Source organism: Kitasatospora sp. NBC_00315 (assembly GCF_041435095.1).
In the GTDB taxonomy this organism is placed as follows: domain Bacteria; phylum Actinomycetota; class Actinomycetes; order Streptomycetales; family Streptomycetaceae; genus Kitasatospora.
In genome coordinates this window covers 886,557-908,951 of the sequence record NZ_CP108025.1, presented here as the reverse complement: position 1 = coordinate 908,951, position 22,395 = coordinate 886,557, and the positions used below count along the sequence as shown (strand labels likewise).

Genomic DNA, 22,395 nt, shown 5'->3' with positions numbered 1-22,395 from the left:
GCTCCGGAAGGAGTGATGGTGTCCGAGTCGACCGAGGCCGAGCTGCTGGCGCAGCACGGACAGCCGATGCAGCCGATGCAGCCGAAGGCGCCCGGGCCGCCGGCGCGGGTGCCGCCGCCCAGGAGCGCGCCGGGGCCGGCGCCGCTGCGCCCGCGCGCGCTGCACGACCTGCGGCACGGCCGGGGGCCCGTGGCGCTGCACTACCCGCCACGCGACCTGGTGGTGGTCTCGGGCCTGCCGGGCAGTGGGAAGAGCACGCTGCTGCGGAGCTGCGTGCGGGTGGACGTGATCGACTCGCAGCAGGTCCGCGAGGAGTACGCGCAGCGACTGCCGGCCTGGCTCCCCTACGCGGTGTACCGGCCGCTCGTGCGGCTAGCCCACTACCACCGGCTGCGGCGGGCGCTGCTCGCGGGCGGGCCGCTGGCCGTGCACGACTGCGGTGCGCTGCCCTGGGTGCGGTTCTGGCTGGCCCGCTCGGCGGCCCGGCAGGGCCGACGGCTGCACCTGGTGCTGCTGGACGCGACCAGCGCCGAGGCGCGGGCGGGTCAGCTGGCGCGGGGCCAGAGCGTCTCGGCGTACGCCTTCGCACGGCACTGCCGGGCGGCCCGCCGGCTGCGGCTCCGGCTGGCCGGCACCGGGGCGCCGCCGGCGGGGTGTGCCTCGGTGGTGGTGCTGGACCGGGCGGCGGCGCGCGGGCTCCGCGAGATCGTCTTCGCGGCGGCCTGACCCCGGGCGCGCGGGCGCGTGCGGAGGTGCAGGCCCGCGGGCGTGCGGGTGTTCGGTCTCCGGACGTCCGGGCGGGGCCCAGGCGTCCGGGTGGGCGTACCGGGGGCGGGCGGCGTGTGCCCGGCGGACCGGCGGGAAATGGATGGCCCGTCAATTTCGGACACGGCGGCCAGGACGTCGGCGGCGGATCCTCCCGACCCACCAGCTCTGTCCGGGCGAACCGCCCGGAGGCGGCTGACGGATCCTCGGGACCGCCTCCGGTGCGGGCCGCCGCGTGCCGGCCGTCGCGGCTCCGGGCGTACGGCCTCCGAAGCGCCGTCCCCGACTTCTCCCCAGGAGAGCAGATGCGTCGTTCCGTCCACGCTCCCGCGCCCCGCGGACTCCTCGGCTCCGCCGCGCTCGTCGCGGCCCTCGCCCTCACCCAGTTCGCCGCTCCCACCGGCATCGGCGCCGCTACCGCGTCCACCGCCGTCGGCCGGTGCGCCGGTGCCGACACCGACGGCCGGGACGCGGCCGCCCGGCGCGCCGCCGGCAGCACCGCCCACGAACCCAACGCCGTCACCGACACCCAGGCCGGCGCCATGGACGCCGACCTGACGGCCAAGGTCCGCGATCTGCGCGACTCGCCGAGGGGCAACCTGCTGCTCGCCCCCGCGCTCGCCGGCACCGCCGTGCCCGTCTACGTCCACGTCGTGCACTCCGGCGCGACCGGAAAGCTCACCGCCGCGGACATCGACGGCCAGCTCGCCGTCCTGAACGCCGCCTACGGCGGACAGGGCGCGGGCAACACCGCGACGCCGTTCACGTTCCAGCTGGCGGGGACGGACTACACGGACAACGCCGCCTGGTACAACGGCATCGCGCCGGGCTCCTCGGCGGAGAAGGCGATGAAGACCGCCCTGCGCAAGGGCGGCGCCGGCACCCTCAACCTCTACACCGCCAGCCTGGGCCAGAGCCTGCTCGGCTGGGCGACGTTCCCGAGCTCCTACACCTCGAACCCCACCGACGACGGCGTGGTGATCCTCGATGCCTCGCTGCCGGGAGGCTCGGCCGCGCACTACGACGAGGGCGACACCGCGACGCACGAGATCGGCCACTGGCTCGGGCTGTACCACACCTTCCAGGGCGGCTGCGGCGGCAACGGCGACTACGTCGCCGACACCCCGGCCGAGAAGAGCGCGGCCTACCAGTGCCCGGTCGGCCGGGACACCTGCGCGGCCGCCGGGCTCGACCCGATCAGGAACTTCATGGACTACACGTACGACTCCTGCATGACCCAGTTCACTCCCGGCCAGGTCACCCGGATGACCAACTCCTGGGCGGCGTACCGCACCTGACCCCGGCCGCCGGTGGCGTCCGCCGCTCGGCCGACGCCACCGGTGCCGGGCCGGGCCGGGCCGGTTGGGTTGGGGTGGGGGCGGCCGGGTCGGGCCTACGGCGCCGCGGCGGCCCGCCCCGGCCGGGTGAGGGCCAGGAAGTGGCGGCCGTGGGCGGCCCAGCGGTCGGTCTCGGCGAGGCCGACCGCGGCGGCCCGGCGCACGGTGGCCTCGGCTCCGAGGCGGGCCCAGCGGAAGGCCGGGCCCCGGCGTCCGGCGCCGTCCTCGATCCGGACGGTGAGGCGTTCGTCCGTCTCCTGCGGCTCGACCTCGACGAGCAGGGTGCCCCCGGGGGAGAGCAGCAGGGCGATCCGGCGCAGCAGCGCGCTCGGGTCGCCGCCGATGCCGAGGTTGCCGTCCGCCAGCAGGGCCGAGCCCCAGCGGCCCTCGGCGGGGAGGCGGTCGAAGACCGAGCGGCAGAGCGCGGGGCCGCCGAGCCGGCGGGTCCGCGCGACGGCGGCGGCGGTGAGGTCGACGCCGAGTGCGGGGACGCCGAGCGCGAGCAGCGCCGCGACCAGCCGGCCCGGACCGCAGCCGATGTCCAGCGCCGGCCTGCCGAGCCGGACGCACCGCTCCAGCAGGCCGAGGTCGGCCGCGTCCGGCGGGGCGCACCAGCGGTCGACGTCCAGCCGGTGCCGGGCGCCGTCCTCGGTGCGGAGCCAGAGCGGGCCGCGGCCGGTACGGATCGCCTCGCTGAACGGATCGTCGATCCAGGGGCGGCCCGCCGCCGCCCGCAGGGTGGCCGGCGCCGTCATCCGACGGCCCCGGTGCCGCTCCGGACGGCCCCGCCGGTGATCCCGACGGCTCGCCAGCGGGTCGCGAACGCGCTGTCGGGGGCCAGCTCGGCCACCTCGGCCGCGTCCGCCGCGGTGTCCACGTCGGTGAGCTCCGGCAGCCGTCGGACCCGCAGACCCGCCCGCGCCATCCGCTCCAGCAGGGCCGCGCCCGTCCCGGCGGTCGACATCGGGACGCCGACCAGGAGCTCACGCGCCAGCTCCGGCGTGGGCCGGGCCAGGCCGAGCGCCCAGAATCCGCCGTCCGAAGCAGGGCCGAACCAGGCGTCGGCGCCGGCCCGGGCCGCGGGCGAGAGCGGGGCTGCCAGATCCCGCGCGCTCAGCTGCGGGGTGTCCATCCCGACCAGGATCGCGGGTGTGTGCGCCGGGGCCGCCGCGAACGCGGCCGCCAGCCGGACGTCCAGGCCGCCCGACACCTGCGGCAGGACCTGCCAGCCGCCCGGCAGCCACGGGCCGGGCTCGCCGTCCAGTACCAGGAGCCGCCGCCCGGCCGGTACGGCGTCGAGGGTGCGCAGGGTGTCGCGGAGCGCGGCCTCGGCGAGCGAGGCGGCCTGCTCGGGCGTACAGGGCGGTGTGAGGCGGGTCTTCACCCGTCCCGCCACCGGCGACTTGGCGATCACCAGCAGGGTCGGCGGCGGCGCCGCCAGCACGGCCCGCATGTCCTGGACGGCCTGCCGGGTGCCGCGCAGCGTGCCGGTCACCTTGGAGCGTCCCGAGCGCGGGCGGTAGTCGACCTCGCGCTCGGCGATCCGCATCCCGGCGGCGTGCCCGGCGAGCACCATCTCCAACGGGTAGCCCGACCGGCGGTCGCCGAGGCCGAGCGCCAGCAGCCGCTCGCGCCGGGCCGCCCGCATCGGCCCGAGGTCGTGCAGCGGAGCACCGGTGAGCGCCCGGAGTCTGCGCGCCAGCATCCGGTTGGCCAGCCGGGCGTGCGGCGGCCAGGCCCCTCGGGTCACCGGGCGCCGCCGGCCCAGCACCAGATCGGCGACGCCCGCGTCGAGCGGGTCGACCACCCGGTGCAGCTGGGCAGGGTCCAGCGAGCCGTCGCAGTCCAGGAAGCAGACCGTCGGGGCGGTGGCGGCGAGCAGTCCGGCGTGGCAGGCGGCGCCGAAACCGCGTCGCGGTTCGGCGACCACGGTCGCGCCCAGCGAGCCGGCCAGCTCGGCCGAGCCGTCCGTCGAGCCGTTGTCGACGACGATCGCGCGCCAGCCCTGCGGGATCCGCCCGAGCACCCAGGGCAGCGCCTCGGCCTCGTCCAGGCAGGGCAGCACCACGTCGACGGGCGGGGGAGGGGGAAGGAGGGTCACCCGGCTCACGCTACCCAGCAGAATCGGCACAAAGAGGGCATCGCCACCTTACGGAAGTCCTACGGAGCAGCTGCGTGCGCTCCGGTCACCCGTCCGGCTTCCTATCCTCGGAGGTGTGACAGTTCCCCCATCCCCCGGATCCGGCGCGGCCACGGCTCCCCCGGGCACAGCCGGCCGGATCCTCGTCGTCGACGACGACCCCACCGTCGCCGAGGTCGTGGCGGGCTACCTGCTGCGGGCCGGCTACCGCGTCGAGCGGGCCGCCGACGGTCACCAGGCCCTCGCGGTCGCCGCGGCCGTCCGCCCCGATCTGGTCGTGCTCGATCTGATGCTGCCCGGGCTCGACGGTCTGGAGGTCTGCCGCAGGCTCCGGGCGAGCGAGGGCGGCGAGCGGCTCCCGGTGGTGATGCTCACCGCCAAGGGGGAGGAGTCCGACCGGATCCTCGGGCTGGAACTCGGCGCCGACGACTACGTCACCAAGCCGTTCAGCCCCCGCGAGCTGGTGCTGCGGGTGCAGTCCGTGCTGCGGCGCTCGGCCAACACACCGGGCTCCGCCGCGCCCGGACCGCTCGGCGCCGGGGATCTCAGCCTCGACCCCTCGGCCCGCCGGGCCTTCCGAGGCGGGCGCGAGCTCGCGCTCACCCTCAGAGAGTTCGACCTGCTGATGTTCCTGATCCGGCACCCCGGGACGGCGTTCGGCAGGGAGGAGCTGATGCAGCGCGTATGGGGCTGGGAGTTCGGTGACCTGTCGACCGTCACCGTGCACGTCCGCCGACTGCGCGAGAAGGTCGAGGACGACCCGGCCGCGCCGGCCCTGATCACCACCGTCTGGGGCGTCGGCTACCGCTTCGACCCCAGCACCGGCGGGCCCGGTACCGGCGGGCCGGAGACGAGCGCGCCCGGGGCGGACGCGGCGGAGGCGCGAGCCGCCGCTGCCCACGGCTCCGCCGCCGCGCTCTCCCCGGCCGTGCTCCCCGCAGCCGTGCCTCCCGCCGCCGGGACGGGCCGCTCCGCGACCGGCGGTTCCGCCACGAGGAGCAGCTCCACCGTGCACGATCCCGCCACCGACAGCTCCGCCGCGAAAGGCCCCCTCCTGTGAAGGACCTGCTCCTCATCGCCGCCTTCGCCGCCCTCGGCGCGGGCGGCGCCGGTCTGCTCGGCTGGCCCGTCGTGCGGCTGCTGCGCCGGCGTTCGGTCGCGCTGTCGCTGTTCTGCGTCGCGGTGGTCACCGTCCTCGCGATGACCGCCGGGACGCTCGCGGTCGCCCAGGCGATGTTCCTCTCCCACCACGACCTCGGCGTGGTGATAACGGTGCTCTGCATGGCGGCGGTCGTCTCCCTGGCCACCGCCGCGCTGCTGGGCCGCCAGGTGGTCGCCGGCAGCCGGGCGCTGGCCCTCGCGGCCCGGACGGTCGGCAGTGACGGCGGCTTCGCGCCGCCGGACGGTCCGCTCGGTACGGAGCTCGCCGCACTCAGCGCCGAGCTCGCCGCCACCAGCGCGCGGCTGGCGGAGTCCCGCCGCCGGGAGCAGACCCTGGAGTCGTCCCGGCGCGAGCTGATCGCCTGGATCTCGCACGACCTGCGGACCCCGCTGGCCGGGCTGCGCGCCATGGCCGAGGCGCTGGAGGACGGCGTGGCCGACGAGCCGCACCGCTACCACGCACAGATCCGGACCGAGGTGGACCGGCTGACCGGCATGGTGGACGACCTCTTCGAGCTGTCGCGGATCCAGGCCGGCGCGCTCACCCTCTCGCTGTCCCGGGTCTCGGTCTACGACCTGGTGGGCGACGCCATGGCGGGTGCCCACCCGCTGGCCCGCCAGCGCGGCGTCCGGCTGCTCGGGGACGGGGTGGACCCGGCGCCGGTCGAGGTGGACGGTCGGGAGATCACCCGAGTGCTGGGGAACCTGCTGGTCAACGCGATCCGCTGCACTCCCGCGGACGGTGTGGTGGCCGTCGCGGCCCGCCAGGAGGCGGACGAGGTGGTGCTCTCCGTCACCGACGGCTGCGGCGGCATCCCCGAGCCGGATCTGCCGCGCGTGTTCGAGACCGGCTGGCGCGGCGTCAGCGCGCGTACGCCCCGAACGCCGGTGGAGGCCGGTGGTGACGCCCGGCACGGCGACAGCGGCGCCGGTCTCGGCCTCGCGATCGTCCGGGGCATCGTGGAGGCGCACGCCGGCCGGGCGAGCGTGCGCAACGTGAACGGAGGCTGCTGCTTCGAGATCGTGCTGCCGGCGGCGGCCGTGCTGCGTTAGCCCCCGGCTCCCCGTCCCATCGCCTCCAGCCATGGCATTCGGGCTGGTGCGGGCACTACGGGCAGCCGTTCTGACGGGCTCCGAGACGGTGCTGGAGGCCCTCGGTGCGCGTCGGGCGGCGGCGGACCCCGCCCTGCGGGAGCGGACGGCCCTGGCGGGCTCCGTGCGCCAGGGCCGTTCCTGGTCGGCATCGGGATGGACATGCTCGGCTTCGGCGCGGAGCCGACGGCCCTTCCTCACCGTCCCGGGCCCGCCGGTCGGTCCTCGCGCTCCCGCGCCCGCCGGTCGGTGCTCGCGTTCCCGGGCCCGCCGGTCGGTCCTCAGCCCCGAGCCTTCTCCTCGCCCCGGAGCGGCGCCGTCGCGAAGGCGGCCATTCCGTCGGCGAAGGACACCCGCGGTCGCCAGCCGAGCTCCGCGCGCAGCCGGGACGAATCCGCGGTGACGTGCCGGACGTCCCCGAGCCGGTACTCGCCCGTCACCACCGGCGCCGGTCCGCCGTAGGCGTCGGCCAGCGCGTCGGCCATCGCGCCGACGGTCCGTACCTCGCCGCTGCCGACGTTGTAGGCCCGGGAGCTGCCGTCGGGCCGGCCGGTCACGCCGGCCAGGGCGGCGGCGTTGGCCGCGGCCACGTCGTCGACGTGCACGAAGTCCCGCCGCTGGCCGCCGTCCTCGAAGACCCGGGGGGCCTCGCCCCGTGCGAGGGCCGAGCGGAACAGCGCGGCGACCCCCGCGTACGGCGTGTCGCGTGGCATCCCCGGCCCGTAGACGTTGTGGTACCGCAGCGCCAGGACCCGTCCGCCGCAGGCGCGGGCCCAGGCCGCCGAGAGGTGCTCCTGGGCGAGCTTGCTGGCCGCGTAGACGTTGCGCGGGTCCGCCGGGGCGTCCTCGCCGACCAGGCCGGGAGCCAGTGCGGCGCCGCAGAGGGGGCAGGGCGGCTCGAACCGGCCGGCGTCCAGCTCCGCGCCCAGGCGCGGGCCGGGGGAGACCTCGCCGTGTTCGGCGCAGCGGTAGCGGCCCTCGCCGTACACGACCATCGAACCGGCGAGCACGAGGTCCCGCACGCCGGTGCGGTGCATCGCCGCGAGCAGGACGGCGGTGCCGAGGTCGTTGCAGCCCACGTAGTCGGGCGCGTCGTCGAGGTCCAGGCCGAGCCCGACCATCGCGGCCTGGTGACAGACCGCGTCCACGCCCTCCAGGGCCTGCTCGACGGCGGCCCGGTCACGGACGTCCGCGTGCCGGAACTCCACGCCCTCGGGCCTTCGGGTCGACCAGGTGCCCCCGGGGTGGACGGCGGGCAACAGCGCGTCGAGCACCCGTACCCGGTGGCCGTCGGCGAGCAGTCGGGCGGCCACGGCGGATCCGATGAAACCGGCACCGCCGGTGAGGAGGACGTTCATACGGACGACGCTAGAGCGCCCCGGGCGCCGTCGGCCGGAGCGACGGCGGTCCGTCAGGGGTTCGTAAGGCGGCGCGGCGCGGGGGCGTGGCGTTTTCGGAGCCCATGTCCTGTTGATCTATAAAGGCAGGGTATGTGCGACCGATCCAGGAGGACACATGAGCAGCGGCGGGAACCAGCGGATCGTGGTCGGCATGGACGGCTCACCGGCCTCGGAGAACGCCCTGCGCTGGGCGATCGCGCAGGCCCGGCTGACCGGCGGCACGGTGCAGGCGGTCACCGCGTGGGAGTACCCGGCGTTCTACGGCTGGGTCGGCGCCGTACCGGTCAGCGACGGGTTCGACCCGCAGGAGCTGGCCACCCGGACGCTCGCCGAGACGGTGGCCGAGGTGGCCGGGGCCGAGCCGCCGGTGAAGGTCTCCCAGGCGGTGATCCCCGGGAATCCGGCCCGCGTGCTGCTCGACGCGGCCGAGGGCGCCGCGTTGCTGGTGGTCGGCAGCCGGGGCCTCGGCGGGTTCTCCGGCGCCGTGCTCGGCTCGGTCAGCCGCCACCTCACCGAGCACGCGCCCTGCCCGGTCGTGGTGATCCGCGACGACCACGGGCCGGCCGGGGGCTGACCCCGGCACGCGCCCGCCCGCCCGGGCGCCGCCGCCCCCAGCGGAGCCGATCCGACCTGATCCGAGCGGACCTGATCCGAGCTGACCTGATCCGAGCGGACCCGATCCGAGCGGACCCGAGCGGTCGAAGCCGCGTCCGAGGGGTCAGGATGGTGGCATGCCAGAAGGTGATTCCGTCTACCGTGCCGCGGCCGGCCTGCACGAGGCGCTGGCCGGCCGGGTGCTGACCGTCGCGGACCTTCGGGTGCCCGCCCACGCCACCGCCGACCTGACCGGCCGCCGGGTGCTGGACGTCACCCCGCGCGGCAAGCACCTGCTCACCCGCCTGGAGGACGGCCTCACCCTCCACACCCACCTGCGGATGGACGGCCGTTGGGCGATCCACCTGCCCGGTGAGCGCTGGAGCGGCGGCCCGGACTGGCAGATCAGGGCCGTGCTGGGCAACGGGACGGCCACCGCCGTGGGCTACCGTCTGCCGGTCGTCGAGCTGTTGCGGACCGCCGACGAACAGCGGGTCGTCGGTCACCTCGGTCCCGACCTGCTCGGCCCCGACTGGGACGAGGCCGAGGCCGTCCGCAGGCTCACCGCGGACCCGGGCCGACCACTGGCCGAGGCGCTGCTCGACCAGCGCAACCTCGCCGGCGTCGGCAACGTCTACGCCAACGAACTCTGCTTCCTCGCCGGGGTCACCCCCTGGACGGCCGTCGGTGAGCTCCCCGCCCCCGACCGGCTGGCCGCCCGTGCCCGGCAGTTGCTGGAGGCCAACAAGCTGCGGCCGGGCCACATCACGACCGGCAACACCCGGCGCGGACAGCAGCACTGGGTCTACGGCCGGGCCGGGCGTCCCTGCCCGCGCTGCGGCACCCTGGTGCTGACCGCCCGTCAGGGAACCCCGCCGCAGGACCGGATCGCCTACTGGTGCCCCTACTGCCAGCGCGGCCCGGCTCCGTCCGGCGCGGCCGGTCCGCTCAAGGGCGCTCGACCAGGGCGGGGCGGCGCGGGTCGTCCACCCGGACGGTGACGTCGGCGGCCTCGGCCGGCCCGGTCTCGCTCGCGTAGCGGGCGAAGGCCGCCAGCATCCAGTGCTCGTCGGGCGGGGTGCGCCGGGCGAGGGCGGCCGGCGTCATCGCCAGATGGACGGTCAGGTCGAACGGCAGCCAGCGGCCGAGCAGCAGTCCGCCGTCCAGCAGCAGCACGCCGCCGGGCGGCAGGTCCGTGTACGGGGCACGGGTGGCGCGATCGGCGGCGGCGTCCCAGAAGCTGGGCAGGACCTGCCCGGTGCCGCCCGGCTCCAGCGGGTCGAGCACCTCGCGGGCCAGCGCGCCGTCGTCCAACCACAGGTCGTGGTAGGCGTCCGCGTCCTGTCGGCCGTACTCCCACCGGATCGAGGCGGGGCGCAGGAAGTCGGCGGCGGACACCCGCAGTGTCGGGTGGCCGCGCAGTCGGAGCGGCTCCACCAGCGCGTCCGCCAGTATCCCGGGCCGCGCGGCGGGAGCCCCGTCGACGGCGACCCGCAGGCGGCCGCCGCCGGTCGGCCACCCGACGGACGGATCGGGCGACCGCCCGGAGGGCTGCCCGGCGGACAGATCGGTGATGCGCTCGGTGATGCGGTCGGCGAGGAACTCGGCCAGCCGCTCGGGGGAGATCGGGCGTACCTGCACGGCGCCATCCTGCCCTGCGGCCGCACCGGGGCGTCGGTCGGCCCACGCACGCCGCTACCGCGCGGCGTCCGCCAGTTCCGCGAGCACCTGCGCGTGGCAGGGCAGCGGCACGCACCAGCAGCCGAGTCGTTTCCCCTTCAAGCCGGGCAGCCGGGCGAGCAGTTCCGGGTGGTCCAGCAGCCAGGCGCGGTACTGCGCGACCACCTCCTCGCGCGTCCCGTCCGGGCCGGGGCGGAACGGGCAGGCGAACGGCGAACCCGCGAGACGCCAGCCGCCGCGGTGCATCGCCCGGCCGACGTACACCACGTCCGCGTAGGCCGGGTCCTCCCGGTGGCCCTTCAGGTTGACGACGCGGGTCGCCCCGTGGCCGGCCGGGATCGGGCCGGTCACCGGGCTCCCGACGCGCCGGCCGGGCTCGCGGCGGGGCTCGCGGCCCGCCTCGCGACCGGGGGCGGCGGCGCCACCGGAGGGCCGAGCGCCGGGGAGCGGGGGCCGTGCGCCGGGGAGCGGCCCACCGGGGCGCCGTCCGTCCGACAGGGAGGCACCGGGGAGCTGCGGCGGGTGAGGGTCATCGGGGCCGCCGTTCTCGGGAGAGGGCATGAGGCGGTACGTCCATGCTGGCGCGGGCCGGCCAGGGCGCAAACCGGGCGCCCTGCCTTGACAGGTCCCCACCCCCGGCGTAGCAAGAAAAGATGCGCCCAGCTGTACCGGCGGACCAGTACGGCCCCCGCGTGAGCGGCGGTACCGGGGCGGCGCGCGTCACCGCGCACCGTCCTGGGACACGCACTGCCGGGGCCACCGCACACGAGACCGACGTCCTGTTCGCGGCCGCGGTGCGCAAGGCACTCAGCACCACCCGTGCCTACGGGGGCATGGTTCACCTGCATTCGCGCGATCGCCGATCCCTGGTGCTCACCACCGTCGCCGGCGTGCCGCTGTCGCTGCTCAGCAGCGTGCGGCGGGTCGCCGTCGCCGGGCCGCTGCCGGCCGCCGTCTGCTACCGCACCGGCCGCACGGTGACCCTGGCCGACACCGAGGAGACCATGCGGCGGTTCCCGCAGCTGGCGGTGGGCATGCCGTACGACTTCTCCTCCGCCTGCGTGCCGATCAGCGCCGACGGCCAGATCTTCGGAGTGCTCGGCGCACTCTGGCCCGCCTCGCACCACGGCGTGCCCGACCGGGCCGGGCGCCAGCTGCGAAGCATCGCGCACCGGCTGGGCACGGCGCTCGCCGGGCTGACGGCCGGCGGCGACCGGGTCGAGGCGGCCGGCGAGACGGCGGTGGTCGAGCTGCCCACTCCGGCCGTCGCGGTCGCCCGGGTCGGGCTCTTCGACTGGAACCTGGCCACCGGCGCGATGTCCGCGGACGACGAGCTGTGCGAACTCTTCGGCGTCGCGCCGGCGGACTTCGACGGCCGGGCCGCCGCGCTCATCGACCGGATCGCCCCCTCCGACCTGCCCGAGTTCCGGGCCGCCGCGCGGGCCGCGCTCGACCACGGGCGGGTGCTGGCCACCCGCTTCAGGGTGCTCGACCGGCAGGGCCGGCTGCACCCGCTGGAGCTCTGGGGCAGGGTGCCCGCCACCGGTCCGTCCGGGCGCACCCACCTGGTGGGCACCGTCGTCGACACCCGGACCGGTACGGCCGCCGCGGCCGCCGTCGAGCGGCTGCGCGACGGTGTCTTCTCGCTCGACCCGGACGGGCTGACCAGCTACGTCAACCGGAGCTGCGAACTGCTGCTGAACGTCCGTCGCGAGGAGCTGATCGGCCGCTACCCGTGGGACGTCCTGCCCTGGCTGGGCGATCCGGTGTACGAGGACCGCTACCGGGCCGCGATGATGTCGCAGCAGCCCACCGCCTTCCTGGCCCACCGCCCGCCCGACCACTGGCTCGCCTTCTCGCTCTACCCGGACGCCCACGGCGTGACCGGCCGGGTGGTCGCAGCGGAGCCGCCCCCCGGCCTGCCGGACGTGCCCACCGCGTCGCCACCCGTCACCCGGGCCGCGCCGGGGGCCACGTACCACCTGCTCCAACTGGCCAGTGCGCTCAGCGCGGCGGTCAGCGTGGAGGAGGTCTGCCGGGCGGTCGCCGACCAGATCCTGCCGGCCTTCGGCGGCCAGCAGCTGGCCATCTACACCGTCCGTGACAAGCGCCTCCACCTGGCCTCCCAGCGCGGCTACCCCGCGGGCTTCCTCGACCCGTTCGAGGGCACCCCGATGGGCACCAGACTGCCCGGCGTCGAGGCGCTCAGCACCGGAACCCCGATCTTCTTCGAGTCCGTCCACCAGCTGTCCGCCGCCTACCCCGGCATCCCCATCGACGAGATGGGCTCCTGGGCCTTCCTGCCGCTGATCGCCTCCGGCCACCCGGTCGGCAGCTGCATCCTGGGCTTCGACGAGGCCAGGCCCTTCACCGTCGAGGAACGCGGCGTGCTCACCGCACTCGGCGGTTTCATCGCCCAGGCACTGGAGCGCGCCCGCCTCTACGACGCGGAGTTCGCCCTGGCGCGCGGTCTCCAGCAGGCCCTGTTGCCGCACCGGCTGCCCAAGATCGACAGCGTCGGGATCGCCGCCCGGTACCTGCCGGGCACCGAGGGCATGGAGATCGGCGGCGACTGGTACGACGCGATCGCCACCAGCTGCGGGGTCTGCCTGGTCATCGGGGACGTCGAGGGCCACAACGTCGGCGCCGCCGCCACCATGGGCCAGCTCCGCAGCGCCGTCCGCGCCTTCGCCAGCGGCGGGGAGCCGCCCGGGGACGTCCTCGCGCGCACCAACCGGCTGCTGGTCGACCTGGATCCCGGGCTGCTGGCCAGCTGCTGCCTGATCTACCTGGAACCGGCCACCGGCCGGGCCTGTGCCGCCCGGGCCGGGCACCTGCCGCCGCTGCTGCGGCACCCCGACGGCCGCACCGAGGTCCTGCACCTGCGCGGCGGTCCGCTGCTCGGCATCGACCACGGGGCGGAGTTCCCCGTCACGGAGCTCCGACTCGCTCCCGGATCCATCCTCGCCCTCTACACCGACGGCCTGGTCGAGGAGGCCGGCATCAGCATCGACCTGGGCATCGACCGGTTGCGCGCCGCGCTGGCGCACGCCGACGCGTCGACCCTGGAGGGCCTGACCGACCGGCTGCTGGGGGACGCCCGGAGCTCCACGCACCGCGCCGACGACGTCGCGCTCCTGCTGACCGCGTACCGGCCGCAGTGACCCTGGGTGGCAGTGACCTCGGGTGGCGGAGACCTCGGGTGACAGTGACCTCGTCGGGTGGCGGGGATTTGGGATGCGGGGACGCGGGATGCGGTGACGGCGGGCCGCCCCGCTGTCGGGCCGGCCCGACGCACGCCCGGTACGCCCGGTACGCCTGGTATGCCCGGGGCCTCCCGGTCGCTCGGGCTCGCGAGTTCGTCCGAGTGTTCCGGGACGCATTCGCGACTTTCGTCGGTGCGGTCGGAGACGAAGGGGTACGGCGCGCGGGTGTGCACGGCCGCTAGCCTGCCCGGGTGGCAACGACAACGGGGGCAGTGAACGGTGGGGGAGCGGCGGGCGCGGTGGCGGCCGACGCGCGGGTGGGCCGTGCGGCGGCAGGCCGTGCGTCGGTGACGGACTCGCCCGTGGCCGGTGTGGAGCCGGCCGGTGCGGAGGTGGGTGGTCCGGAGCCGGGTGGTGCGGAGCCGGGTGGTCCCCCGGCGCCGGGGCCGTCCGACGGCCGGGGGGTGCGGCGGGCCGGGGCGATCGCGCGCCGGGTCTTCCCCGGCCCGTGGCCGGTCCGGCTGGTGCTGCGCGAGAGCGCCGGGGGTGTGCTGATCGCCGCCTGCGCGGCACTGTTCGCGCTGGTCGGCCACCAGGGCGCGGTGCGGGCGGCGCTCTGCTCGGCTGCGGTCCTGGCGCTGTTCGCCATGCGGCGCGGTCTGCCGGTGCCGGTCCTGCTGGTGACGGCGGCCGGGGCCGGGGCGATCGACAGCGTCACCCCGCTGGTGGTCTTCGCCGCCTGGTCGGCCGGTTACCGGGTCGTCCGGGTGCTGCCGATGACCGGCGTGATGGCCGCCTCCTTCGTGCTGATGACGGCGACCGCGCTCTGGCACGGCGACGACTCGGTGCCCGTCAAGGGGATCATGGGCATCACGCTCGCCGGGTTCCTGCTCTGCGCCGTGCTGCCCGCCCTGGCCGGCCGCTACCTCGCCCAGCGCCGTACCCTGCTCACCACCCTCCGGGAACGCAACGAGCAGCTGATCCGGGAGCGGGCCATGGTCGCGCGCCAGGCCCGGCTACGCGAGCGGCACCGGATCGCCCAGGACATGCACGACAGTCTCGGCCACCAGCTCGCGCTGATCTCCGTGCACTCGGGGGCCCTGGAGGTGGACCGCACCCTCACCGGCCCGCAGCGGGAGGCCGTCGGTGTGCTGCGGCAGGCCGCCGTCACGGCGATGCGGGAGCTGCGCGAGGTGGTCGGTGTCCTGCACGAGGAGCCGGCGCCGGCCGGTCCCGTGCCCGCCCTGCCGGGGGCCGCCGACCCCGGTCCGGTCCGCGCCGGCGGACTGGACGGGATCGAGCGGCTGGCCAGGAGCTCCCGGCTGGCGGGCGCCACGGTGGCGGTGAGCCGCAGTGGCGAGAGCCGGCCGCTCCCCGCGGCGGCGGAGCACGCCGCGTACCGGATCGTCCAGGAGGCGCTGACCAACGCCCACAAACACGCTCCGGGTGCCCCGATCAGCGTGGCGCTGCGCTACGAGCCGGACGCCCTGGTGGTCGAGATCGCCAACGACCCGGTGACCGCCCCCGCCGCCGCGCCGGCCGTGAGCGGCGGCCAGGGGCTGACGGGGCTGCGCGAGCGGGCCCGGCTGGTCGGCGGCATGGTGCACGCCGGTCCCGCCGTCGGCGGGGGCTGGCGGCTCGCCGCCGTCCTGCCCTATGCCTACGACGCCCCGGCGGCGCTCGCCGGGGAGGGGGAGTCCGGCTGGGTGCACGAGACGGCGGAGGGCAGTCGGAGGTGGCGCCGGCGCCACCCGGCTCTCGGCTGCGCCGTGGGTGCCACCGGCGTGCTGGTGGTCATGATCGGGCTGGCCGTCTGGGGCGTGGTCGGCTTCGTCCGGGAGCTGGACGACGCCACCGTCGACAAGCGGACGTACGACTCCATGGTGGTCGGTACTCCCGAGGCGGACGTCCGGGCCGGGCTGCCGGTCGGCAGCCGCTTCCTGACCGACGGCTACCGGGGTAGCGGACCGACACCGCCCGAGGGCGCGACCTGCCTGTGGTTCGTCTCCGACCAGCCGGGCGAGGACGGCGGCTTCAGCAGTGAGTACGTCGCCCGGTTCTGCTTCAAGGACGGCAGGCTGATCGACAAGCAGCACTACCGTGCAAAGGTATGACGACGCCGGCCGGCGCCCGGAGCGCCCGGTCGACCGCCCCTGAGTCCCAGCAGGAGGACCAGCAGTGATCCGAGTCCTGGTCGCCGACGACGAACCGCTCATCCGGGCCGGGATCAGGATGATCCTCTCCTCCGCCGACGACATCGACGTGGTGGCCGAGGCGGCCGACGGGCGCGAGGCGCTGGAACTGGCGAGGACGCATCGCGCCGATGTCGTGCTGCTGGACATCCAGATGCCCGTCATGGACGGTCTCACCGCCCTCGGCGAGCTGCCCCGGGTGGCGCCGGGCGCCCGCGCGCTGGTCCTCACCACCTTCGGCGAACGGGACAACGTGCTGCGCGCGGTGGCCGCCGGTGGCGCCGGGTTCCTGCTCAAGGACACCGCGCCCGCCGAGCTCATCCAGGCGGTCCGTGCGGCGGCCGGCGGCAACGCCTTCCTCTCACCGGTGGCGGCCCGCTACATCGTGGACAGCCTGGCCGCCGGCCGGACCGGCCCCGCCGTGGCGCGGAGCGAGGCGGCCCGCCGACGGGTGGCGCTGCTGACCGCCCGGGAGCTGGAGGTGCTGGCCCTGCTCGGCGAAGGGCTCTCCAACGCGGACGCCGGGGCGCGCATCCACATGAGCGAGGCGACGGTGAAGACGTACGTCAGCCGGATCCTGGCCAAACTGGGGTGCGACAACCGTGTCCAGGCCGCGCTGCTCGCGCGCGACGCGGGTCTGGGGGCCTGACGCCGGCAGGCGAACCTGGCCGCGCCTGCGCCGGCCCCGGCGTCCGGTGCCTGCGCCCGGCGTCCGGTGCCTGCACCCCGGTCCGGTGACCTCCGTGCCGCCTGGCCGCTACGTTGCCGGTCCTACGTTGCGGGTCCTGCGCTGCCGGCCCCTGTGCCGCGGGCTCTGCGCTGTCGGGCCACCCTCCCTCCCTGCACCGCCCGGCCTGTGCCTCTCCTCCACACCGCCGGGCTTCCGCGTCCGCCTGATCCACGGCCGCCGGCCGGGGTGACGCCCCGACAGCGCCGGTGGGGCCCCCGTGTGGCGGGCACCACGCGGGGTGCTCCGACGGACGTGCCGGCTGCGGCGGATTCTCACCCGGAGTGAGCGGACGGCGGCGCCCTGTCGGCCGTGTGAGCGGGCTCATAGGGGCGGGAGTGTGAGCGCGAGCACCCGAAACCGCCTTTTGATCATGCAATTCACCCCGAAATACCCGAATTAGGGCATAATTCCTTGATCAATACTCCGGGTAACCATCGGCTGACCTGGGCGAACGCCTGATTGCTTGAAGCAAACCTCCGGGGCCCGTAGCTTCGTTCTCGTCGGTGCATCGAGCACCACCCGGGTTCACCCCCACCGCACGTCCCGCCGGTTCGCCGGCCCCGGACGTGCCCACCGGAGAGACCGCTTCGACGTGGTCCACGGTGTGCGGAGGGGAGCCGGTGCGGCGTGACGCGATCCTGCGCGTCCAGCCGCTCATCGAGTGAGGCGAGTGACGAACAGGCCCTTCGGGGCTCTGCTTCCGCATGCCTGCCCGGGGCTGACGAGAGGACCTCCATGACCTTCCGTAACGAGACCGCCGCTGCCACCAAGACCGCCACCAAGCGCAACCGCGTGCGGATGGCCCTGATCGGCGGGGCCGTCGTGACCCTGCCGGTGGCCGGCCTCGTCACGGCCAACTCGGCCTCCGCCGCCTCGGTCTCGACCTGGGACAAGGTCGCGCAGTGCGAGAGCACGGGCAACTGGAGCATCGACTCCGGCAACGGCTTCTACGGCGGCCTGCAGTTCACCTCCAGCACCTGGGCCGCCTACGGCGGCACCGCGTTCGCCCCGCAGGCCAACCAGGCCACCAAGGCGCAGCAGATCGCCATCGCTGAGAAGGTCCTCGCCTCGCAGGGCCCCGGCGCCTGGCCCGTCTGCTCCGTCAAGGCCGGCCTGACCGCCGGTGGCGCCCCCGCCTCGGTGGACACCGGTTCCTCGGCCGCGACCAGCAGCACTCCCGCCGCCGCCCCGGCCGCGAAGCCCGCCAAGCCGGCCACCTCGTCCTCGAACGACACGGCCGCCACCAACAGCTCCCCCAAGGCCGACTCGAAGCAGTCGACCTCCACGGACGCCGTGAAGTCCTGGAAGTCCGCCGGTCAGCACGCCGGCGCCAAGGGCAGCAGCTACACCGTCAAGAGCGGTGACACCCTGGGCGAGATCGCCGCGAAGTTCGGCACCTCGGTGTCGAAGCTTGAGGCGAAGAACGCCCAGGTCATCGGCGGCAACGCCGACCTGATCTACCCGGGCCAGACGCTCTCCGTCTGATCCGCCGCACCTGGTTCCGCCCGACCTGATCCGGCCGCGGCGATCCGTCGCGGCGTCACGTTCGGCGCGGCATCAGGTCCCTGGCGTCAGCTGCGATGTGTCACAGGCACGACGTACACAAGAAGCCGCCCCCTCCTCGGAGGGGGCGGCTTTTCGCGTTGCGCCGACCGACGGTTCCGGGGCGACGACTCCCCCCGAAAAACTCGTCCCGGATTTCTGTTATCGCGGTGCGGGCCGCAGGTCTCCTAGGTGTCGGAGCATTTTTCGGGCAGGCCCACGGGGAGAGCGGACGCAGGTGAACAGTGCAAACGGGACCGACATGGTCGCGGCAGCGCAGGCCGGGGACGAGCGGGCACAGGGTGCCCTGATCGCGGAGTGCCTGCCCCTGGTCTACAACATCGTCGGTCGCGCGCTGAGCGGGAACTCCGACGTCGACGACGTCGTGCAGGAGACCATGCTGCGGGTCGTCGACGGACTGGCCGGGCTGCGGGACGCGACCCGCTACCGCTCCTGGCTGGTGGCGATAGCGATGAACGAGGTACGTCGTCACCAGCGGGCGCACCGCTCGGCAGCGCTCTGTGACGGGCTGCAGGAGGCTCGGGAGGTGGCCGACCCGGGCGCCGACTTCGTCGGCCTGACCATCGTCCGGCTCGGTCTCTCGGGTCAGCGCCGCGAGGTGACCGTGGCGACCCGTTGGCTGGACGAGGGTGACCGTGACCTGCTCGCACTCTGGTGGCTGGAGGCCGCCGGCGAGCTCACCCGGGCGGACGTGGCCCTGGCCCTGGAGCAACCGCAGCAGCACGTGACCGTCCGGGTGCAGCGGATGAAGACGCAGCTGGAGCTCGCCCGGGTGGTGGTGCGCGCACTGTCGGCGGCGTCGGCCTGTGCGGAGTTGGAGACACTGACGGCGGGCTGGGACGGCACGCCGGGCCCGCTCTGGCGCAAGCGGATAGCCCGTCACGCCCGCGACTGCGTGGACTGCGGCGGCCACCGCGACGGTCTGGTGCCCGCCGAGGGGCTGCTGGCCGGACTGGCCTTCGTCCCGGTGCCGGATCACCTGGCCGTCTCGGGCGCCGCCACCGTCCCGCCCGCTGCTCCACCTTCTGTCCCACCTTCTGTCCCACCCGCTGCTCCGTCCGCCGCTCCGCCCGCTGTCCCGCCCGCGGTTCCGGGGGGCGGCGGGGCAGTGGGGCCGCACCCGGGGCGACCGCTTCGGCGGATCCCGCGCACGACCGCGATGGTCGGAAGCATCGCCGCGGTCGCGGCCGTTGCCGTCCTCACCTGCGCGATGCCCGACGCGCCGCGACCGGACGAGGCCCGGGCCGTCTCCGTCCCGGCGGTGGCGCCGGTTCCGGTGCGGATCACCGGCGTGCCGCCGTCGATGCCCCCGAGCGTCCTGGCCACGCCCTCGGTCACCGCCCCGGACGGGCCGTCGGCGACACCGACGCTGTCGCCGCCCCCACGGCCCCAGAGGCAGTCGCCCGCGTCGGGTTCACCCTCACCGCGCCCGTCGGTCTCGCCCGGGGCGTCCGCCGCCCGGACCGGTCCCGCCGTCCCCGCCGTCCTGCTCTCCCCGTTCGAGCGAGAGGTCGTCGATCTGCTCAACAGCGAGCGGACGAAGCAGGGGTGCGCTCCGCTGCGGACCGACCCGCGGCTTCGTACCGCCGCCCAGACGCACGCCGACGACATGGCGGTGCGCGGCTACTTCGGCCACACCGACCCGGACGGCATCACCGCCCCGGCCCGGATCACCGCCACCGGCTACCGGTGGACCACCTATGCCGAGAACATCGGCTACGGCCGGGATGACGCGGCCGTGGTGGTGGCCGAACTGATGAATGCTCCGGACCACCGGGCGAACATCCTCAACTGCGCGTTCAAGGACATCGGCGTCGGTGTCCACTTCGGCCCCGGTGGGCCCTGGTGGACGCAGGACTTCGGTACCGCCCGCTGACCGGGACCGCCTGGTCCACCCCACCCTCCTTCGCCCCCTCACCCCTCCCGGCCCTCGCGGGCTGTCCATCGCCGACCTCCGTCGGCCGACTCCTCCTCAGCCATGCCCCGGGGCGGTCCCGGAGACGGTCCCGCACCCGCCCGCCGGCCCGGCCCACCGCCGGTACCGCCCACCGCCCAACGCCCACCGCCCAACGCCCAAAACCCAACGCCACTGACACCGAGCAGCAGCACTCCCGACCCCGATCCGCTACCCGAGCGAACAGACAGGACGATCGACATGGCACGAAGGCGCGCCCTCCCCAAACGCCGCAGCCCCCGCACGCTGCTGGTCACCGCCGTCGCGGTGGCCGCCGCCGTGGTGGCCGGCGTGGTGGGTGTCAACACCACGATGGACGACCGTCCGACGACGGTCGCGGCAGGACAGCCGCTGCAGGCCGGCGCGGTCGCGCCGGTGGACGCCGACGGCGACTCCCCGGCTCCGTCGCCCGCGTCGAAGCCGCAGCACAACGAGGCCCCGACACCGCTGACGGGCATACCCAAGGACGAACCGGCGCGGGGCATGGTCTACACGGGCCTGACACCGGCGCCCGCCGAGGACCCGTGCGTCGGCGTCTACCGGGTCTCCCAGGCCTCCCTCTGTACGCACGGACCGGACGCACCGCCGGCCGGCGTGGACGTCCACCGGACCACGCCGCCGGCGGTCCCGGCGACCGATCCGGCCCCCGCCCTGCAGGGTGACGGAAACGTCCCGGCACCCGCGACCTCGGACCTTCTGGCCGGTGAGCCGCCGGTGCTCGACGCACAGACCGGCGCGCTGCTCGGCGCCACGGGGACCACACCAGCCGCAGCCGCGGCTCCGGCGGCGACCGGCGTGCCGGGTGCGGTGGCCGGCAGCACGGCGGCCGCTCCGGCGGCGGCTCCGGCCGGCAGCACGGTGGTCTGCGACGGCGACGGCACGAGCGGCAACCGGGTGCAGGTGCTTTACCTGCACGCAGCGGGCCAGGACCGATTCGCTCAGTACCTGCCGTCCTTCAAGAAGTGGGCCGCCGACACCGACGCGATCTACAACGCGAGCGCCGGTGAGACCGGGGGCGTGCGTCATGTCCGCTACGTCACCGCCCCCGACTGCACGGTGTCGGTGCTCGACGTCGAGGTGTCGGCCGCGGCACTGGGCGAGTTCGGTGCCGCCAACGACGCCCTCGCCGCGCAGGGCTACAAGCGGCAGGACCGGAAGTACATGATCTTCGCTGACGCCCAGGTCTACTGCGGCATCGGCACGTTCAACGGCGACGAGCGCCCCGGCCAGGACAATCGCAGCAACTTCGGCCCCTCGTACGGCCGGACGGACTCCGGCTGCTGGAGCGGATCGACCGCCGCGCACGAACTCGGCCACAACCTGGGCGCGGTGAACAACAGTGCCCCGCACACCAGCCGGGCCGGCCACTGCGTCGACGAGTGGGACATCATGTGCTACTCGGACGCGCCGTACTACCCGGCCATGCAGACCGTCTGCCCGGAGCGCTCGCAGGACGAGCGCCTCGACTGCAACCACGACGACTACTTCAACACCGCGCCCAAGCCCGGCACCTACCTCACCTCGCACTGGAACATCGCCAACAACCAGTTCCTGATCGCGGGTAACGGCAACAACCCCGATCCCAACCCCGGTCCCACCGCGAGCCCCGGTCCCAGCACGAGCGCCGGTCCCAGCCCCAGTGCGTCGCCCAAGCCCAGCCCGACGCCCACCGCCAAGCCCTCCCCGACCGCGACGGCGACCCCGACCCCGACGGCGACCGCCGGACCGACGCCGGGCACCGGACCCGCGGTGACCGTCAGTCAGATCACGCAGAACTCCGCCGTACTGAGCTGGCCGGCCGTTACCTCGGCCGCCTTGTACGAGATCCGGTTGAACGGCCGGGCCCTGGCCACGGTCCGCTCGACCGTGGTCCGTGTCGTCCAGCTCCGCCCCGACACGACGTACGCCTTCGCGGTGGCCGTGCACGACCAGGGCGGGAGCATCTCGAAGCCCGGCCGCGCCGCCTCGTTCCGCACCCTGGCGGCCGGCGGTACCACCGGTGCCACCGTCCCCGGAAAGGCATACCTGCTGCTCAACAGCCTGACCGGCCAGTCGGCCGACATGTGGGGCAGCTCGCTCGGCGACGGCGCCGTACTGATCGGTTACCAGCGCACCGGGTACGCCAACCAGCGGTGGCTCTTCGACGACGCGGGCAACGGTTTCCTCCGGGTGAGGTCCGCGTTGTCCGGCAAGTGCCTCCAGATCGGCGGCCGGGCGCTGCCCGGCCAGTACGTGATGCAGCAGTCGTGCGATCCCGCCTCGGCGGACCAGCGATGGAAGCTGACCGCCGCCGACAGCGGCTACACGCTGACGGCCGACGGTGGTCCGCTCGTCCTCGGCGTCAGCAGCCGCTGGTACTACGGCGGCCGACTGCTGGAGCTCCAGCGGCCCGACAGCCAGGGCTACCAGAACTGGACCGTCCAGCCGGCCTCCTGACCCCGCCGGTGCCCGGCCGCGCGGGGATCTCCTCGCGCGGCCGGGCGTCCGTCCGGTCGACTCCGGTCGGCCTCGGGCCGCCCCGAGGTGTCCCCTGGGGCCCCGCTCCGTCCTGCATCACCCCGTTCCGTCCTGCATCACCCCC

The 22,395-nt window shown here is 75.2% G+C and carries 17 protein-coding genes and 1 pseudogene; 12 read left to right on the top strand and 6 right to left on the bottom strand.

The window, feature by feature from the left end:
- Positions 1 to 15: 15 nt before the first annotated feature.
- Together OG823_RS03790 and OG823_RS03785 are read left to right on the top strand one after the other, a co-directional pair.
- Positions 16 to 726: an AAA family ATPase gene (locus OG823_RS03790; protein WP_371477478.1), complete on the top strand. Its 711-nt coding sequence runs from the start codon at positions 16 to 18 to the stop codon at positions 724 to 726.
- A gap of 344 nt (positions 727 to 1,070) precedes the next feature.
- Positions 1,071 to 2,063: a zinc metalloprotease gene (locus OG823_RS03785; RefSeq protein ID WP_371477477.1), complete on the top strand. Its 993-nt coding sequence runs from the start codon at positions 1,071 to 1,073 to the stop codon at positions 2,061 to 2,063.
- A gap of 95 nt (positions 2,064 to 2,158) precedes the next feature.
- Here OG823_RS03785 and OG823_RS03780 read toward each other — a convergent pair whose 3' ends face one another.
- The 3 genes and pseudogenes from OG823_RS03780 to OG823_RS03770 form a co-directional block, all read right to left on the bottom strand.
- On the bottom strand, positions 2,159 to 2,857 hold the full coding sequence (locus tag OG823_RS03780; RefSeq protein WP_371477476.1) for a methyltransferase domain-containing protein: 699 nt from the start codon (positions 2,855 to 2,857) through the stop codon (positions 2,159 to 2,161).
- Positions 2,854 to 3,555, bottom strand: coding sequence for a DUF2064 domain-containing protein (locus tag OG823_RS03775; protein WP_371484294.1), 702 nt, complete (start codon positions 3,553 to 3,555; stop codon positions 2,854 to 2,856). The genes OG823_RS03780 and OG823_RS03775 overlap by 4 nt, the downstream gene beginning before the upstream one ends.
- Positions 3,529 to 4,224 (bottom strand): annotated as a pseudogene (locus tag OG823_RS03770) (glycosyltransferase family 2 protein); the annotation flags it as partial. The pseudogene OG823_RS03770 and the gene OG823_RS03775, both read right to left, overlap by 27 nt.
- Before the next feature lie 157 nt (positions 4,225 to 4,381).
- On the opposite strand from OG823_RS03770, the gene OG823_RS03765 reads away from it, so the two are divergent.
- Entirely contained in the window at positions 4,382 to 5,302 is a 921-nt protein-coding gene (locus OG823_RS03765) for a response regulator transcription factor (RefSeq protein WP_371484292.1), read from the top strand.
- On the top strand, positions 5,299 to 6,456 hold the full coding sequence (locus tag OG823_RS03760; RefSeq protein WP_371477475.1) for a sensor histidine kinase: 1,158 nt from the start codon (positions 5,299 to 5,301) through the stop codon (positions 6,454 to 6,456). The genes OG823_RS03765 and OG823_RS03760 overlap by 4 nt, the downstream gene beginning before the upstream one ends.
- Positions 6,457 to 6,776: 320 nt before the next feature.
- Here OG823_RS03760 and OG823_RS03755 read toward each other — a convergent pair whose 3' ends face one another.
- A complete protein-coding gene (locus OG823_RS03755) occupies positions 6,777 to 7,853 on the bottom strand; it encodes an NAD-dependent epimerase/dehydratase family protein (RefSeq protein WP_371477472.1) in 1,077 nt (358 codons plus the stop codon).
- Between the two features lie 157 nt (positions 7,854 to 8,010).
- Here OG823_RS03755 and OG823_RS03750 point away from each other — a divergent pair, with 157 nt between their 5' ends.
- Both OG823_RS03750 and OG823_RS03745 read left to right on the top strand, forming a co-directional pair.
- A complete protein-coding gene (locus OG823_RS03750; protein WP_371477471.1) occupies positions 8,011 to 8,469 on the top strand; it encodes a universal stress protein in 459 nt (152 codons plus the stop codon).
- Positions 8,470 to 8,626: 157 nt separating this feature from the next.
- A complete protein-coding gene (locus OG823_RS03745; RefSeq protein WP_371477469.1) occupies positions 8,627 to 9,490 on the top strand; it encodes a DNA-formamidopyrimidine glycosylase family protein in 864 nt (287 codons plus the stop codon).
- Here the strand turns inward: OG823_RS03745 and OG823_RS03740 are convergent.
- Both OG823_RS03740 and OG823_RS03735 read right to left on the bottom strand, forming a co-directional pair.
- Positions 9,438 to 10,130, bottom strand: a complete 693-nt coding sequence (locus OG823_RS03740; RefSeq protein WP_371477468.1) for a uridine kinase — start codon at positions 10,128 to 10,130, stop codon at positions 9,438 to 9,440. The two genes, OG823_RS03745 and OG823_RS03740, sit on opposite strands and share 53 nt — an antisense overlap.
- Before the next feature lie 54 nt (positions 10,131 to 10,184).
- On the bottom strand, positions 10,185 to 10,520 hold the full coding sequence (locus OG823_RS03735) for a DUF4326 domain-containing protein (protein WP_371477466.1): 336 nt from the start codon (positions 10,518 to 10,520) through the stop codon (positions 10,185 to 10,187).
- Between the two features lie 302 nt (positions 10,521 to 10,822).
- Here OG823_RS03735 and OG823_RS03730 point away from each other — a divergent pair, with 302 nt between their 5' ends.
- The 6 genes from OG823_RS03730 (at position 10,823) to OG823_RS03705 (ending at position 22,250) form a co-directional block, all read left to right on the top strand.
- On the top strand, positions 10,823 to 13,333 hold the full coding sequence (locus OG823_RS03730) for a SpoIIE family protein phosphatase (protein WP_371477465.1): 2,511 nt from the start codon (positions 10,823 to 10,825) through the stop codon (positions 13,331 to 13,333).
- Between the two features lie 293 nt (positions 13,334 to 13,626).
- Positions 13,627 to 15,489 (top strand): sensor histidine kinase, encoded by a 1,863-nt coding sequence (locus OG823_RS03725; protein ID WP_371477463.1) that lies wholly within the window; start codon positions 13,627 to 13,629, stop codon positions 15,487 to 15,489.
- Between the two features lie 64 nt (positions 15,490 to 15,553).
- Positions 15,554 to 16,216: a response regulator gene (locus OG823_RS03720; protein WP_371477462.1), complete on the top strand. Its 663-nt coding sequence runs from the start codon at positions 15,554 to 15,556 to the stop codon at positions 16,214 to 16,216.
- 816 nt (positions 16,217 to 17,032) lie between these two features.
- On the top strand, positions 17,033 to 17,782 hold the full coding sequence (locus tag OG823_RS03715) for a transglycosylase family protein (protein ID WP_371477460.1): 750 nt from the start codon (positions 17,033 to 17,035) through the stop codon (positions 17,780 to 17,782).
- A 295-nt stretch (positions 17,783 to 18,077) separates the two neighbouring features.
- The gene (locus OG823_RS03710) at positions 18,078 to 19,736 is read left to right on the top strand and encodes a sigma-70 family RNA polymerase sigma factor (protein WP_371477458.1); all 1,659 of its coding nucleotides are present in this window, start codon (positions 18,078 to 18,080) and stop codon (positions 19,734 to 19,736) included.
- A gap of 279 nt (positions 19,737 to 20,015) precedes the next feature.
- Positions 20,016 to 22,250, top strand: a complete 2,235-nt coding sequence (locus tag OG823_RS03705; RefSeq protein WP_371477457.1) for an RICIN domain-containing protein — start codon at positions 20,016 to 20,018, stop codon at positions 22,248 to 22,250.
- The last annotated feature ends 145 nt before the right edge of the window (positions 22,251 to 22,395 follow it).